The following is a 14,143-nucleotide window of genomic DNA, read 5'->3' as shown; positions in this document are numbered from 1 at the left end:
GTTAGTTAACACATTAAAAAAGGAAGCTTCGGCTTCCTTTTTTGTTTCTGTTGCTTTTTAAATTGAACTGTGTAAAATCCACCGCCTTGAACAAACTAACTAGATTGAAGAGTTTTTGTTCGAAGGGGTTGATCTCTCATCTGATATCTGTATAATTCCCCTTCGCTGTCCTAGACAGTGTAATATAATGTTTAACCATAAGGGTTATTCATTTTCATAATTGACTCCGATTGGGAGTCTACGGTTAAATCATCTCGCTCTGCTTTTCCAATGGGAAGAAGCTAGAGGGTGATTTTTTATGTGTGCATTTTAGGAGCTCTGGTCAATGCAGAACCAAAGAATCCGTATCCGCTTGAAAGGATTTGATCATCGTCTGATCGATCAATCAACAGCGGAAATCGTTGAAACTGCTAAGCGTACAGGCGCACAGGTTCGTGGTCCTATTCCACTTCCTACGCGTAAAGAACGTTATACCATTTTGACTTCTCCGCACGTCAACAAAGACGCTCGTGACCAATACGAAATTCGTACTCACAAGCGCTTAGTTGACATCGTAGAGCCAACTGAAAAGACTGTAGACGCATTAATGCGTTTAGATCTTGCCGCTGGTGTCGACGTTCAAATTAGCTTAGGTTAATTGAGATCCTTAGAAGAGGTTTGAAAGATGGCTATCGGTCTTATTGGTCGTAAAGTGGGTATGACTCGCATCTTCACAGAAGATGGCGCTTCAATCCCTGTAACAGTAATTGAAATTGCTGGTAACCGTGTTACTCAAGTGAAAACTTTAGAAACTGACGGATACCGTGCTCTTCAAGTAACTACTGGTACCAAAAAAGCCAATCGCATCACCAAACCAGAAGCAGGTCATTTTGCTAAGAGCGGCGTAGAAGCTGGTCGTGGCTTATGGGAATTGCGTTTGGCAGATGGTGAGTGTGAAGGCATTGAAGTAGGTGCTGAACTTAACGTTGATATCTTTGCTGATACAGCGAAAGTTGATGTTACTGGTCAATCTAAAGGTAAGGGCTTCCAAGGCGGTATTAAACGCTGGAACTTCCACGCTCAAGATATGACACATGGTAACTCTTTGGCTCATAGATCTAATGGTTCTATCGGTCAAAACCAGACACCTGGTCGCGTTTTCAAAGGTAAGAAAATGTCTGGCCACATGGGTGCCGAGCAAGTCACTACTCAAAATCTAGACGTTGTACGTGTAGATGCAGAGCGTAACTTGTTATTGGTAAAAGGTGCTGTTCCTGGCGCTACCAATGGTGACTTGATTATCAAGCCAGCCGTTAAAGCATAGGTCTGAGGAGATAGTAATGGAATTGGTATTGAAAGACGCGCAAAGCGCTCTTGAAGTTTCCGAAACTACCTTCGGCCGTGACTTTAACGAGGCATTGGTTCATCAGGTAGTTGTAGCTTACGCTGCAAACGCGCGTCAGGGCACTCGTGCTCAACAGACTCGTGCGGAAGTAACTGGCTCAGGCAAAAAGCCTTGGCGCCAGAAAGGCACTGGCCGTGCTCGTGCCGGTAGTGTTAAAGGCCCGATCTGGCGTGGCGGTGGCGTAACATTCGCTGCTAAAACTCAAGATCACAGCCAAAAAGTTAACAAAAAGATGTACCGTGGTGCTTTAAAAAGCATTCTTTCTGAATTGGTACGTCAAGAGCGTTTAGTCGTTGTTGAATCTTTTGGTGTTGAAGCTCCTAAAACTAAAGAGCTGAAAGCTAAACTAAAAGAAATGAACTTAGAAGACGTTCTAATTGTTACTGCAGATGTTGATGAGAATTTATTCTTAGCAGCACGCAACTTATACAAGGTTGACGTACGTGACGTAGCGGGTCTTGACCCAGTTAGTCTAATCGCGTTTAACACTGTTCTTGTTACTGCTGATGCAGTGAAGCAAATCGAGGAGATGCTAGCATGATCACCGAAGAACGTTTGCTAAAAGTTATTCTTGCTCCACATATCTCTGAAAAGAGCACTGTGCTTGCTGAGAAAAACAACACTGTAGTTTTCCGCGTAGCAATCGATGCGACTAAAGCAGAGATTAAAGCTGCTGTAGCGAAGCTTTTTGAAGTTGAAGTTGATAGTGTCCGCACTTTGGTAAACAAAGGTAAAACTAAGCGCACTGGTGGCCGTGTTGGTCGTCGTAGCGATTGGAAAAAAGCCTATGTAACTTTAGCTGCTGGTGCTGACATCGATTTCGTTGGCGGCGCTGAGTAAGCAAAGGAGAATTATCATGGCAGTTATTAAGTGTAAGCCAACCTCTCCAGGTCGTCGCCACGTTGTTAAAGTGGTGAACAGCGACTTGCATAAAGGGAAACCTTTTGCAGGCCTGTTGGCTAAGAAATCTAAAAGTGGTGGCCGTAACAATACTGGTCGAATCACTGTTCGTCACGTAGGTGGTGGACACAAGCAGCATTACCGTATTATTGACTTCAAACGCAATAAAGACGGTATCCCTGCAAAAATCGAACGTCTTGAGTATGATCCGAACCGTACAGCTAACATCGCGTTAGTACTATACGCAGACGGTGAGCGTCGTTACATCCTTGCTGCTAAAGGTATGCAAGCTGGTGACGCAATCCAATCTGGTTTGGATGCAGACATCAAAACTGGTAACGCAATGCCGCTTCGCAACATCCCAGTGGGTAGTGTTGTGCACGCAGTAGAAATGAAGCCTGGTAAAGGTGCTCAAATCGCGCGTTCAGCTGGTGCTTATGTTCAAGTTGTTGCTCGTGATAACCAATATGCAACTCTACGTCTTCGCTCTGGCGAAATGCGTAAAGTACCAGTTGATTGTCGTGCAACATTCGGTGAAGTTGGTAACGCTGAGCACATGCTACGCCAGTTAGGTAAAGCAGGTGCTAAACGCTGGAGAGGCGTACGCCCTACAGTTCGTGGTGTTGCAATGAACCCGGTTGACCATCCACATGGTGGTGGTGAAGGCCGTACTTCTGGTGGACGTCACCCAGTGAGTCCATGGGGTGTGCCAACTAAGGGTTATAAAACTCGTAGTAATAAGCTCACCGACAAGTACATTGTACGTCGTCGTAATAAATAGTAAGAGGATTCGCCCATGCCACGTTCTCTCAAGAAAGGTCCTTTCATTGACCTACACTTGCTGAAGAAGGTAGAGAAAGCGATGGAAGCGGGAGACAAAAAGCCAATTAAGACTTGGTCTCGTCGCTCAATGATCATCCCAAATATGATTGGGTTGACCATCGCTGTCCATAATGGTCGTCAGCACGTACCTGTGTTCGTAACTGACGAAATGATCGGTCATAAGCTTGGTGAATTTTCACCAACTCGCACTTATCGCGGCCATGCTGCAGATAAGAAAGCGAAGAAGCGTTAATACGGGAGACATAAGATGGAAGTTTTAGCTAAACATCGTTACGCCCGTACGTCTGCGCAGAAGGCCCGTCTAGTTGCTGATCAAATTCGAGGATTGCCTGTTTCTAAGGCACTTGAGATTTTGACCTTCAGCCCTAAGAAAGCCGCCGTACTGGTTAAAAAAGTACTAGACTCAGCTATCGCAAACGCCGAACACAACGAAGGTGCAGATATCGATGAGCTTAAAGTTGGTAAAGTCTTCGTTGACGAAGCACCAACAATGAAGCGCATCATGCCTCGTGCCAAAGGCCGCGCTGATCGTATCATGAAGCGTACCAGCCACATTACTGTGGTTGTATCAGATCGCTAGGAGAAGAGAGCAATGGGACAGAAAGTACATCCTAATGGTATCCGTCTGGGTATCACAAAGCCTTGGATCTCTACTTGGTACGCCGATAAAGCAGATTATGCAAATAACCTGCACAGCGACTGGGAAGTTCGTCAATATCTCACTGAGAAATTGAAGGCTGCATCAGTATCTAAAATCGTTATCGAGCGTCCTGCGAAGAGCATCCGCGTTACTATTCACACTGCCCGTCCAGGTGTTGTGATTGGTAAGAAAGGTGAAGACGTTGAAGTATTACGTGCATATGTATCTAAAATTACAGGCACTACTGCTCAAATCAACATCGCTGAGATCCGCAAGCCTGAGTTAGACGCAAAGCTTGTTGCTGACAGTATTGCACAGCAATTAGAGCGTCGCGTTATGTTCCGTCGCGCTATGAAGCGTGCAGTTCAAAACGCAATGCGCATTGGTGCTCAAGGTATCAAAGTTGAAGTGAGCGGCCGTCTAGGCGGTGCTGAAATCGCACGTTCTGAATGGTATCGTGAAGGTCGTGTACCTCTACATACCTTACGTGCTGATATCGACTATTCTACTTCTGAAAGTCACACTCAATACGGTGTGATTGGTGTTAAAGTTTGGATCTTCAAAGGCGAAGTTCTAGACGGTATCATCCCAGCATTAGAAGAGCCGAAGCAGCAGCCTAAGCGCAAGCCTCGTGGTAAATAGGAGAAACTTTAATGCTGCAACCTAAACGTATGAAGTTTCGCAAGATGTTCAAAGGCCGCAACCGTGGTCTAGCGAACGGTACTGAAGTTAGCTTTGGTACTTTCGGTTTGAAAGCAGTCGGCCGTGGCCGTCTAACTGCACGTCAAATCGAATCTGCACGTCGTGCCATGACACGTCACATTAAACGTCAAGGACAAATTTGGATTCGAGTTTTCCCTGACAAGCCAATTACCTCTAAGCCTCTTGAAGTGCGTATGGGTAAAGGTAAAGGTAACGTTGAATACTGGGTATGTCAGATTCAACCTGGTAAGGTTCTTTATGAGATGAATGGTGTATCTGAAGAGTTAGCGCGTGAAGCGTTTGCTTTAGCATCTGCCAAGCTTCCTATTAAGACTACCTTCGTAACTAAGACGGTGATGTAATGAAAGCGAGCGAACTAAGAGAAAAGAGCGTTGAAGAACTTAACGCTGAACTACTTGGTCTGCTGCGTGAGCAGTTTAACCTGCGTATGCAACACGCTACTGGTCAGTTGACTCAAACGAATCAATTGAAATTAGTGCGTCGTAACATTGCACGTGTTAAGACCATTATTACTTCTAAGGCAGGTGCGTAATGTCTGATAAAATCCGTACTTTGCAAGGTCGAGTACTTAGCAACAAAATGGACAAGTCTATTACTGTTGCTATTGCACGCCAAGTGAAACATCCTATTTATGGGAAGTACATTAAGCGTACAACTAAGATCCATGCACATGACGAAACAAATCAGTGTAATGAAGGTGACGTAGTGACTATTAGTCAGTGTCGTCCTCTTTCTAAGACTAAGTCTTGGACACTAGTTGAAGTAGTAACAAAGGCCTAATTTTTCATTAGGTTATAGTAAACGGCTCCAAAGATTGGGGCCGTTTGTTTTTTTCTGCTATGCAATCCAAAATATTGGTGTTATACTTGCGCGCCATTTTTGACTAAATTGTTGTCAGTTAGGTTTACCTAATTAATTTACAAGATAGTTTATAAAATGGTCGAAATGATGATCCCAATGTTGGGATTTGTGTAGTAACGATAGCGGAGCACTTAAAATGATCCAAATGCAATCGACTCTAGACGTCGCGTGTAACAGTGGCGCTCGTAGAGTTCAGTGTATTAAGGTCTTGGGTGGCTCTCATCGTCGTTATGCCGGTATCGGCGACGTCATCAAGGTTTCTGTAAAAGAAGCAATTCCTCGCGCTAAAGCGAAGAAAGGTGATGTATATAACGCGGTGGTAGTCCGTACTAAGAAAGGCGTACGTCGTCCAGATGGTTCTGTCATTCGCTTCGATCGGAATGCAGCAGTTTTGCTTAACGCAAACCTTGCACCGATTGGTACTCGTATTTTTGGACCAGTGACACGTGAATTGCGTACCGAGCAGTTTATGAAAATCGTCTCTCTGGCACCAGAAGTACTGTAAGGAGCTTCAAAATGGCAGCTAAAATCCGTCGTGAAGACGAAGTAATTGTACTAGCAGGTAAAGACAAGGGTAAACGCGCAAAAGTTTCTCAAGTCCTACCTACTGGTAAGTTGATTGTTGAAGGCATCAATCTTGTTAAAAAACACCAAAAGCCAAACCCACAATTGGGCGTAACTGGCGGCGTTATCGAGAAAGAAGCACCGATACAAGCATCAAACGTAGCGATCTTTAACCAAGCCACAGGCAAGGCAGATCGTGTTGGTTTCCGATTCGAAGACGGCAAAAAAGTCCGTTTCTTTAAATCGAATAGTGAACTCATTAAGTAAACGGAGTAAACGATGGCGAAACTGCATGATAAATATCAAGAGACTGTTATTGCAGAACTTTCTAAAAAGTTCGGCTATACCAGTGTCATGCAAGTCCCTCGGATTGAAAAAATCACCCTTAACATGGGTGTAGGCGAAGCAGTTGCAGACAAAAAAGTTATGGAGCATGCGCTTCGTGACATGACTGCAATCGCTGGTCAAAAACCAGTTGTAACTGTTGCACGTAAATCAGTTGCTGGTTTTAAAATCCGTGAAGGCTACCCTATTGGCTGTAAAGTTACCCTACGCGGTGAGCGTATGTGGGAATTTTTAGAGCGTTTAGTTGACATTGCAATCCCACGTATTCGTGACTTCCGTGGCCTAAGCGCAAAAGCGTTTGACGGTCGTGGTAACTACGCAATGGGTGTGCGTGAGCAAATCATCTTCCCAGAAATCGATTATGATAAAATCGATAAGATTCGTGGTATGGATATTGTTATCACTACTACTGCGAAGAATGATGAAGAAGGTCGTGCTTTGTTAGACGCATTTAACTTCCCATTCAAGAAATAAGGGTAGCATAATGGCAAAATCATCTATGAAAGCACGTGAAGCAAAGCGTGCACAGCTCGTAGCTAAATATGCTGAAAAGCGTTTAGCACTTAAGGCTTTAATCAGCGCTCCTGATACTTCTGAAGAAGATCGTTGGGATGCTGTACTTAAGTTACAAGCTCTACCTCGTGATTCTAGCGCGTCGCGTCAGCGTAACCGTTGTAATCAAACTGGTCGCCCACATGGTGTTCTACGTAAATTCGGTCTTAGCCGTATTAAACTACGTGAAGCAACTATGCGTGGTGAAGTTCCTGGTCTGCGTAAGGCCAGCTGGTAAGCACTTGTCACGGAGTAAGCTAATATGAGCATGCAAGATCCTATTGCGGATATGTTAACACGTATTCGTAACGGCCAAGCTGCTAACAAAGTATCGGTAACGATGCCTTCAGCTAAGTTAAAAGTAGCAATTGCGAAATTACTTAAAGACGAAGGTTATATTACTGACTACGCCGTAGCAGAAGAAGCCAAGCCTGAATTAGAAATCACTTTAAAGTATTTCCAAGGCAAACCAGTCGTTGAGACTATCCAGCGCGTATCTCGCCCAGGTCTTCGTATTTACAAAGGTAAAAACGAACTTCCTAAGGTGATGGGCGGTCTGGGTGTCGCAATTGTGTCCACTTCTAAAGGCTTGATGACCGATCGTGCTGCCCGCCTAAATGGCATGGGTGGTGAGGTTATCTGCTACGTAGCGTAAGGAGCTAGGTATGTCACGTGTAGCAAAAGCACCAGTGTCTATTCCTGCCGGCGTAGAGGTGACCTTAAACGAACAAACTATTACCGTAAAAGGTGCTAAAGGTAGTTTGACTCGAGTAATCAACAATGCGGTAAGTGTTGTTCTAGAAAACGGCGTATTAACGTTTGGTCCAGTTGAAGGCGTTGCTAACGCTTGGGCTCAAGCTGGTACAGCTCGTGCACTAGTAAATAACATGGTTGTTGGTGTTTCTGAAGGATTTGTTAAGAAATTAAAGTTAATTGGTGTTGGTTACCGTGCAAAAGTTGCTGGTAAAGACCTTGACCTTACTTTAGGTTTCTCACATCCATTGGTTCACAAACTGCCCGCAGGTGTTACTGCAGAGTGTCCTAGCCAAACTGATATCGTACTTTCGGGTGTTGATAAGCAGTTAGTTGGTCAGGTCGCTGCTGAGATTCGTGGATACCGTCCACCTGAGCCTTATAAAGGTAAAGGTGTTCGCTATGCAGACGAACAAGTACGCCGTAAAGAGGCTAAGAAGAAGTAGGTAACGCGATATGGATAAGAAAACATCTCGCTTACGCCGCGCTACTCGCGCTCGTAAGAAGATCCAAGAGCTGGGCGTGAACCGTCTGGTTGTACATCGTACACCGCGTCACATTTATGCTCAGGTTATTAATCCTGAAGCTCAGGTGGTGGCAGTTGCTTCAACCGTTGAGAAAGCGGTTAAAGAACTACTAAAGAGTACCGGTAACGTAGACGCGGCTAAAGCAGTAGGTAAAACTGTTGCTGAGCGTGCGATCGAAAAAGGTGTAACAACAGTTGCATTCGACCGTTCTGGTTTCAAGTATCACGGACGCGTAGCAGCACTAGCTGACGCAGCTCGTGAAGCTGGCCTGAAATTCTAAGGGGTTATAAAAATGGCTAAATTAGAAGCTCAGCAGAAAGACGATTTGCAAGAGAAATTAATTGCAGTTAATCGTGTTTCTAAAGTAGTTAAAGGTGGTCGTATCTTTAGCTTCACCGCACTAACAGTGGTAGGTGATGGTAATGGTAAGATTGGCTATGGCTATGGTAAAGCGCGCGAAGTTCCAGCTGCTATTCAAAAAGCAATGGAAAAAGCCCGCCGTAACATGGTAACTGTAGAACTGAATGGTGGTACTTTGCATCACCCAGTTAAAGGTCGCCACACTGGTTCGCGTGTTTACATGCAACCAGCATCGGAAGGTACCGGTATTATCGCCGGTGGCGCAATGCGTGCCGTATTGGAAGTTGCAGGCGTTCATAACGTACTGTCTAAAGCATACGGTTCTACTAACCCGATCAACATCGTTCGCGCAACTGTAGATGCGTTGGTGCACATGAAGTCACCATCACAAATTGCAGCTAAGCGTGGCCTGAATGTTGATGAAATTCGAGGTTAATGCACCATGGCTACTAAAACGTTTAAAGTAACACAGACAAAGAGTGCCATTGGTCGTTTGCCAAAGCACCGTGCCTGTTTATTAGGTCTAGGCCTAAGACGTATTGGCCACACTGTTGAACTTGAAGATACTCCTTCGGTTCGCGGTATGGTTAATAAAGTTTACTACATGGTTAAGGTGGAGGATTAATAATGCGTTTAAATACTCTATCTCCAGCAGCAGGTTCTAAATCTGCTCCTAAGCGTGTAGGTCGTGGTATTGGTTCTGGTTTAGGTAAAACTGCAGGTCGTGGTCACAAGGGACAAAAGTCTCGTTCTGGCGGCGGTGTGCGTATCGGTTTTGAAGGTGGTCAAATGCCACTTAAAATCCGTTTACCTAAATTCGGTTTTACCTCGCGCAAAGCTTTGGTTTCAGCTGAAGTTCGTTTACTCGAACTAGCAAAAGTTAACGGTGATGTTATCGACCTGAACGCTCTGAAAGATGCGAACGTAATTACTCGCAACATACAGTTTGCGAAAATCGTTCTTTCAGGTACCATTGAACGCCCAGTGACCGTAAAAGGTCTGAAGGTAACCAAAGGTGCTCGTGCAGCTATTGAAGCTGCCGGCGGTAAGATCGAGGAATAATACGTCGATGGCAAAACCAGGACTTGATTTAAAAAGCGCGAAAGGCGGTTTATCAGAATTGAAAACTCGTCTCCTGTTCGTGATTGGTGCGATTATCGTCTTTAGAGCCGGTTCGTTTGTGCCAATTCCTGGTATTGACGCAGCTGTGTTAGCAGAGTTGTTTGCTCAACAAAAAGATACCATCCTAGGCATGTTTAACATGTTCTCGGGTGGTGCTTTAGAGCGTGCTTCTATCTTTGCTCTTGGTATCATGCCGTATATTTCGGCATCGATTATCATGCAGTTATTGACTGTAGTTCATCCTGCCCTTGCTGAATTGAAAAAAGAAGGCGAGTCAGGAAGAAAGAAAATTAGTCAATACACAAGATACGGAACGCTTGTGTTGGGTACACTCCAATCAATCGGTATCGCGACAGGTTTACCAAGCCTAGTACCTGGCCTAGTTGCCAATGTAGGATTTGGTTTTTACTTTGTAGCAGTTGTCAGCTTAGTAACAGGAACGATGTTCCTAATGTGGCTAGGTGAACAAATTACCGAGCGTGGTATTGGTAATGGTATCTCGATATTAATTTTCGCAGGTATTGTTGCTGGATTACCTTCTGCTATCGGCCAAACGGCTGAACAAGCTCGTCAAGGTGATTTGAATGTACTGGTACTGTTGTTATTAGCGGTAATCGTATTTGCTGTAACTTATTTGGTAGTATTTGTAGAACGTGGTCAACGTCGTATCGTCGTTAACTATGCAAAGCGTCAACAAGGCCGTAAGGTGTTTGCTGCGCAAAGTACACATTTACCACTTAAAGTTAATATGGCGGGTGTGATTCCACCAATTTTTGCATCCAGCATAATTTTGTTCCCAGGCACACTGGCTCAGTGGTTTGGACAAAATGAGTCTATGTCATGGTTAAGCGATTTCGCTTTAGCTGTGTCACCAGGACAACCGCTGTATTCATTATTGTATGCAACAGCTATCGTTTTCTTCTGTTTCTTCTATACTGCGTTGGTGTTTAACCCGCGTGAGACAGCTGATAACTTGAAGAAAAGTGGTGCGTTCATTCCTGGGATTCGTCCTGGAGAACAGACTTCGCGTTACATTGATAAAGTAATGACCCGCTTGACATTAGCAGGCGCTATTTACATTACCTTTATCTGCTTAATTCCGGAGTTCATGTTAATTGCGTGGAAAGTACAGTTCTATTTTGGCGGTACTTCACTACTAATTATTGTAGTCGTAATCATGGACTTCATGGCTCAGGTTCAGACCCATATGATGTCACATCAATATGAGTCTGTGATGAAGAAAGCTAACTTAGTAAACAAAGCGAATTTAGATCGCTTTGGACGCTAGTTGCTTTAACGGAGTGATGAAATGAAAGTTCGAGCTTCCGTGAAGAAGATCTGCCGTAATTGCAAGATCGTCAAGCGTAGTGGCGTTGTACGTGTGATTTGTGTTGAACCAAAACACAAACAGCGTCAAGGCTAAAAAAAAGATATTTGCTCAGCTCAATATTGAGCTGAGCAAATAATGTTTGCAAATTTGTCGACTGTCGAGTATCCTTTCGGGCTTTTCGCAGTTGGCCTTTAACATTTAAGGAGTGCATAGTGGCCCGTATCGCTGGCATTAACATTCCTGATCAAAAGCATACAGTCATCGCATTGACTGCTATCTTTGGTATTGGACGTACACGCGCTAGAGCAATCTGCGCAGCTACTTCAATCGCTGAAGATGCTAAGATCAAGGAATTGAGCGAAGCTCAAATAGATATTCTACGCGAAGAAGTTGCCAAATACTCAGTAGAGGGTGACTTACGTCGTGAGATTTCAATGAACATCAAGCGTCTTATGGATCTTGGTTGTTATCGTGGTCTCCGCCATCGTCGTAGCCTGCCTCTTCGTGGGCAACGTACTAAGACCAATGCGCGTACGCGTAAAGGTCCACGTAAACCAATTAGAAAGTAACGGGAAGGTAAACCAAAATGGCTAAAGTTCCGTCACGTTCTCCGCGTAAGCGCGTACGTAAACAGGTTGCAGATGGTATGGCTCATATCCATGCATCTTTCAACAACACAATTGTCACCATTACAGATCGTCAAGGTAATGCGTTGTCATGGGCTACCTCAGGTGGTTCAGGTTTCCGTGGTTCACGTAAATCTACACCATTCGCTGCGCAGGTTGCTGCTGAGCGTGCAGGTATTGCTGCTCAAGACTACGGTGTTAAAAACCTTGAAGTTTTCGTAAAGGGTCCAGGTCCAGGTCGTGAATCAGCCATCCGTGCGCTGAATGCTGTTGGTTACAAAATTACCAACATTACCGATGTGACACCTATCCCTCATAATGGCTGTCGCCCACCTAAAAAGCGTCGTGTATAACACTGCGTATATAGGATAGTTGGAGAAAGATCATGGCAAGATACTTGGGTCCTAAGCTCAAGCTCAGCCGCAGAGAAGGTACAGACCTTTTCCTAAAAAGCGGTGTGAGAGCAATCGATTCGAAGTGTAAGCTTGAAGCTGCACCTGGTCAACATGGCGCTCGTAAGCCACGTTTATCAGAGTACGGTTTACAGCTACGCGAGAAACAAAAAGTTCGTCGTATGTACGGTGTGCTAGAAAAGCAATTCCGTAACTACTACAAAGAAGCCGCACGTCTAAAAGGCAACACTGGTGAAAACCTACTTGGTCTTTTAGAAACTCGTTTAGATAACGTTGTTTATCGTATGGGTTTTGGTGCGACTCGTGCAGAATCACGTCAATTAGTAAGCCACAAATCAATCGTGGTTAACGGTCGTGTTGTTAACATTCCGTCATTCAAAGTGTCTGCGAATGATGTTGTAAGCATCCGTGAAAAGTCACGCACTCAAGCACGTATCAAAGCGTCTTTAGAAGTGGCTGGTCAACGCGAAAAGCCTACATGGGTAGAAGTCGACAGCGCTAAAATGGAAGGTGCTTTCAAGCGTCTACCAGAACGTAGCGACTTGTCTGCGGATATTAACGAACAGCTGATCGTCGAGCTTTACTCTAAGTAAGGCTAACAAACAAGAGAGGACACAATGCAGGGTTCTGTTACAGAATTTCTTAAACCGCGTCTCGTTGACATAGAGCAGGTTAACCCAACTCGTGCCAAGGTTACGCTAGAGCCACTAGAACGTGGTTTTGGTCACACATTAGGCAACGCGTTGCGTCGAATCTTATTGTCGTCTATGCCTGGCTGTGCAGTTACAGAAGTCGAAATCGACGGTGTATTGCATGAATACAGCAGTAAGGAAGGCGTTCAAGAAGATATCCTAGAGATATTGCTTAACCTTAAAGGTCTAGCAGTAAACATCGAGGGTAAAGATGAAGCTTTACTTACGTTAAGTAAGTCAGGCACAGGCCCTGTTACTGCAGCAGATATCACTCATGATGGCGATGTAACCATCATGAATCCTGATCATGTTATCTGTCATTTGACTGGTAACAATGATATCAGCATGCGTATCCGCGTTGAGCGTGGTCGTGGTTATGTACCAGCTTCGGCTCGTGCACAAACTGAAGACGATGATCGCCCAATCGGTCGTTTGTTGGTTGATGCTTCATTCTCACCTGTTGCTCGCATTGCTTACAATGTAGAAGCAGCACGTGTTGAACAACGTACTGATTTGGATAAACTCGTTATTGATATGACCACTAATGGTACTATCGATCCTGAGGAAGCCATTCGTCGTTCTGCAACAATTCTAGCTGAACAGTTAGATGCGTTTGTTGAATTACGTGATGTTACCGAAACAGCCGTTGTCGAAGAGAAACCGGAATTTGATCCGATTCTGTTGCGTCCTGTCGACGATTTAGAGCTAACTGTACGTTCAGCCAACTGTTTGAAGGCTGAAGCGATTCATTACATCGGAGATCTCGTACAGCGCACTGAAGTTGAGTTGCTCAAGACTCCTAATTTAGGTAAGAAATCTCTTACTGAAATTAAGGATGTATTAGCGTCTCGCGGACTATCTTTAGGTATGCGTCTAGAAAACTGGCCTCCAGCTAGTTTAGCAGACGACCTATAAGTCCCAGGTTAGTACAAGATTAAAGATTATAAGGATTAGGTCATGCGCCATCGTAAGAGTGGTCGTCAACTAAACCGCAACAGCAGTCATCGCCAAGCTATGTTTCGTAACATGGCTAGCTCATTAGTCCGTCATGAGATCATCAAGACGACTGTAGCTAAAGCGAAAGAACTGCGCCGCGTAGTTGAGCCTCTGATAACACTAGCTAAAGTAGACAGCGTTGCAAATCGCCGTTTAGCTTTTGCTCGTACCCGCGACGCTGAAGTTGTAGGTAAGTTATTCACAGAATTGGGTCCACGCTTCCAGGAACGTCCTGGTGGTTACACTCGTATTCTAAAGTGCGGTCTACGTACCGGTGATAAAGCTCCAATGGCTTTCATCGAATTAGTAGGTCGTCCTGAAGCTGCTGAAGCTGTTGAAGTTGAAGCTGCTGAGTAATTATTAATTACTCACTTAAAAAACCGAGCTTAAGCTCGGTTTTTTTATATCTAAAATTCAAACTTTCATTTCATATTTTTTCAATTTCACACATTAATTCCTTGCATACATTAATCAAGCTGCTTTGCTAGCACTGGCTCACTGGCTCACTGGCT

General features: G+C 44.5%; 28 protein-coding genes. All 28 read left to right on the top strand.

The genetic code is table 11. The features are described 5' to 3' along the window. Window positions 1–325 precede the first annotated feature (325 nt). The 28 genes from rpsJ to rplQ all read left to right on the top strand — a co-directional run bounded on the left by rpsJ (window position 326) and on the right by rplQ (window position 13,988). Window positions 326–637 (top strand): 30S ribosomal protein S10, encoded by a 312-nt coding sequence (gene rpsJ, locus AB4128_RS20140; RefSeq protein ID WP_055026509.1) that lies wholly within the window; start codon window positions 326–328, stop codon window positions 635–637. 27 nt (window positions 638–664) lie between these two features. Next, entirely contained in the window at window positions 665–1,303 is a 639-nt protein-coding gene (rplC, locus tag AB4128_RS20135; RefSeq protein ID WP_055026508.1) for a 50S ribosomal protein L3, read from the top strand. 16 nt (window positions 1,304–1,319) lie between these two features. Beyond that, window positions 1,320–1,925, top strand: a complete 606-nt coding sequence (gene rplD / locus AB4128_RS20130) for a 50S ribosomal protein L4 (protein WP_055026507.1) — start codon at window positions 1,320–1,322, stop codon at window positions 1,923–1,925. Next, window positions 1,922–2,224, top strand: a complete 303-nt coding sequence (rplW, locus tag AB4128_RS20125; RefSeq protein ID WP_055026506.1) for a 50S ribosomal protein L23 — start codon at window positions 1,922–1,924, stop codon at window positions 2,222–2,224. The genes rplD and rplW overlap by 4 nt, the downstream gene beginning before the upstream one ends. 16 nt (window positions 2,225–2,240) lie before the next feature. Then, window positions 2,241–3,065 carry a 50S ribosomal protein L2 gene (rplB, locus tag AB4128_RS20120; protein WP_055026505.1) on the top strand — a complete coding sequence of 275 codons (825 nt, stop codon included), beginning with the start codon at window positions 2,241–2,243 and terminating at the stop codon, window positions 3,063–3,065. A 15-nt stretch (window positions 3,066–3,080) separates the two neighbouring features. Next, entirely contained in the window at window positions 3,081–3,359 is a 279-nt protein-coding gene (rpsS, locus tag AB4128_RS20115) for a 30S ribosomal protein S19 (RefSeq protein WP_006083596.1), read from the top strand. Window positions 3,360–3,374: 15 nt separating this feature from the next. Continuing rightward, the gene (rplV, locus tag AB4128_RS20110) at window positions 3,375–3,707 is read left to right on the top strand and encodes a 50S ribosomal protein L22 (protein WP_055026504.1); all 333 of its coding nucleotides are present in this window, start codon (window positions 3,375–3,377) and stop codon (window positions 3,705–3,707) included. Between the two features lie 12 nt (window positions 3,708–3,719). Then, a complete protein-coding gene (gene rpsC, locus AB4128_RS20105; RefSeq protein ID WP_055026503.1) occupies window positions 3,720–4,409 on the top strand; it encodes a 30S ribosomal protein S3 in 690 nt (229 codons plus the stop codon). A gap of 11 nt (window positions 4,410–4,420) precedes the next feature. Then, window positions 4,421–4,831: a 50S ribosomal protein L16 gene (gene rplP, locus AB4128_RS20100; protein ID WP_055026502.1), complete on the top strand. Its 411-nt coding sequence runs from the start codon at window positions 4,421–4,423 to the stop codon at window positions 4,829–4,831. After that, window positions 4,831–5,022, top strand: coding sequence for a 50S ribosomal protein L29 (gene rpmC, locus AB4128_RS20095; protein ID WP_006083592.1), 192 nt, complete (start codon window positions 4,831–4,833; stop codon window positions 5,020–5,022). The genes rplP and rpmC overlap by 1 nt, the downstream gene beginning before the upstream one ends. Further along, entirely contained in the window at window positions 5,022–5,270 is a 249-nt protein-coding gene (gene rpsQ, locus AB4128_RS20090; protein ID WP_055026501.1) for a 30S ribosomal protein S17, read from the top strand. The genes rpmC and rpsQ overlap by 1 nt, the downstream gene beginning before the upstream one ends. A 217-nt stretch (window positions 5,271–5,487) precedes the next feature. Next, the gene (rplN, locus tag AB4128_RS20085) at window positions 5,488–5,856 is read left to right on the top strand and encodes a 50S ribosomal protein L14 (RefSeq protein ID WP_055026500.1); all 369 of its coding nucleotides are present in this window, start codon (window positions 5,488–5,490) and stop codon (window positions 5,854–5,856) included. An 11-nt stretch (window positions 5,857–5,867) separates the two neighbouring features. After that, window positions 5,868–6,182 (top strand): 50S ribosomal protein L24, encoded by a 315-nt coding sequence (gene rplX, locus AB4128_RS20080; RefSeq protein WP_055026499.1) that lies wholly within the window; start codon window positions 5,868–5,870, stop codon window positions 6,180–6,182. Between the two features lie 12 nt (window positions 6,183–6,194). Continuing rightward, window positions 6,195–6,734 carry a 50S ribosomal protein L5 gene (gene rplE / locus AB4128_RS20075; protein WP_055026498.1) on the top strand — a complete coding sequence of 180 codons (540 nt, stop codon included), beginning with the start codon at window positions 6,195–6,197 and terminating at the stop codon, window positions 6,732–6,734. A 10-nt stretch (window positions 6,735–6,744) separates the two neighbouring features. Next, window positions 6,745–7,050, top strand: a complete 306-nt coding sequence (gene rpsN, locus AB4128_RS20070) for a 30S ribosomal protein S14 (RefSeq protein WP_055026497.1) — start codon at window positions 6,745–6,747, stop codon at window positions 7,048–7,050. A 24-nt stretch (window positions 7,051–7,074) separates the two neighbouring features. Continuing rightward, window positions 7,075–7,467 carry a 30S ribosomal protein S8 gene (gene rpsH, locus AB4128_RS20065; RefSeq protein ID WP_055026496.1) on the top strand — a complete coding sequence of 131 codons (393 nt, stop codon included), beginning with the start codon at window positions 7,075–7,077 and terminating at the stop codon, window positions 7,465–7,467. 10 nt (window positions 7,468–7,477) lie between these two features. Then, window positions 7,478–8,011, top strand: a complete 534-nt coding sequence (rplF, locus tag AB4128_RS20060) for a 50S ribosomal protein L6 (protein ID WP_055026495.1) — start codon at window positions 7,478–7,480, stop codon at window positions 8,009–8,011. 10 nt (window positions 8,012–8,021) lie between these two features. Continuing rightward, complete coding sequence (gene rplR, locus AB4128_RS20055; RefSeq protein ID WP_055026494.1) at window positions 8,022–8,372, top strand: 50S ribosomal protein L18; 351 nt, start codon at window positions 8,022–8,024, stop codon at window positions 8,370–8,372. A 12-nt stretch (window positions 8,373–8,384) separates the two neighbouring features. After that, the gene (gene rpsE, locus AB4128_RS20050) at window positions 8,385–8,888 is read left to right on the top strand and encodes a 30S ribosomal protein S5 (RefSeq protein ID WP_055026493.1); all 504 of its coding nucleotides are present in this window, start codon (window positions 8,385–8,387) and stop codon (window positions 8,886–8,888) included. Window positions 8,889–8,894: 6 nt separating this feature from the next. Beyond that, a complete protein-coding gene (rpmD, locus tag AB4128_RS20045) occupies window positions 8,895–9,077 on the top strand; it encodes a 50S ribosomal protein L30 (RefSeq protein ID WP_055026492.1) in 183 nt (60 codons plus the stop codon). 2 nt (window positions 9,078–9,079) lie between these two features. Next, a complete protein-coding gene (rplO, locus tag AB4128_RS20040) occupies window positions 9,080–9,514 on the top strand; it encodes a 50S ribosomal protein L15 (RefSeq protein WP_055026491.1) in 435 nt (144 codons plus the stop codon). A 7-nt stretch (window positions 9,515–9,521) separates the two neighbouring features. Next, window positions 9,522–10,862, top strand: a complete 1,341-nt coding sequence (secY, locus tag AB4128_RS20035) for a preprotein translocase subunit SecY (protein ID WP_055026490.1) — start codon at window positions 9,522–9,524, stop codon at window positions 10,860–10,862. A gap of 21 nt (window positions 10,863–10,883) precedes the next feature. Further along, window positions 10,884–10,997 carry a 50S ribosomal protein L36 gene (gene rpmJ / locus AB4128_RS20030; RefSeq protein WP_006083579.1) on the top strand — a complete coding sequence of 38 codons (114 nt, stop codon included), beginning with the start codon at window positions 10,884–10,886 and terminating at the stop codon, window positions 10,995–10,997. 119 nt (window positions 10,998–11,116) lie between these two features. Beyond that, complete coding sequence (rpsM, locus tag AB4128_RS20025) at window positions 11,117–11,473, top strand: 30S ribosomal protein S13 (protein WP_055026489.1); 357 nt, start codon at window positions 11,117–11,119, stop codon at window positions 11,471–11,473. A 17-nt stretch (window positions 11,474–11,490) separates the two neighbouring features. Next, window positions 11,491–11,883 (top strand): 30S ribosomal protein S11, encoded by a 393-nt coding sequence (gene rpsK, locus AB4128_RS20020; protein WP_011635661.1) that lies wholly within the window; start codon window positions 11,491–11,493, stop codon window positions 11,881–11,883. Between the two features lie 32 nt (window positions 11,884–11,915). Further along, a complete protein-coding gene (gene rpsD / locus AB4128_RS20015; protein WP_055026488.1) occupies window positions 11,916–12,536 on the top strand; it encodes a 30S ribosomal protein S4 in 621 nt (206 codons plus the stop codon). Window positions 12,537–12,560: 24 nt separating this feature from the next. Further along, window positions 12,561–13,550: a DNA-directed RNA polymerase subunit alpha gene (locus tag AB4128_RS20010; protein WP_055026487.1), complete on the top strand. Its 990-nt coding sequence runs from the start codon at window positions 12,561–12,563 to the stop codon at window positions 13,548–13,550. Window positions 13,551–13,592: 42 nt separating this feature from the next. Continuing rightward, window positions 13,593–13,988, top strand: coding sequence for a 50S ribosomal protein L17 (gene rplQ / locus AB4128_RS20005; RefSeq protein ID WP_055026486.1), 396 nt, complete (start codon window positions 13,593–13,595; stop codon window positions 13,986–13,988). Window positions 13,989–14,143: the final 155 nt, after the last annotated feature.

This window comes from Shewanella sp. 10N.286.52.A9, assembly GCF_041468985.1.
GTDB classification, from domain to species: Bacteria; Pseudomonadota; Gammaproteobacteria; order Enterobacterales; family Shewanellaceae; genus Shewanella; species Shewanella japonica.
This window is presented reverse-complemented; position numbering and strand designations above follow the sequence as displayed.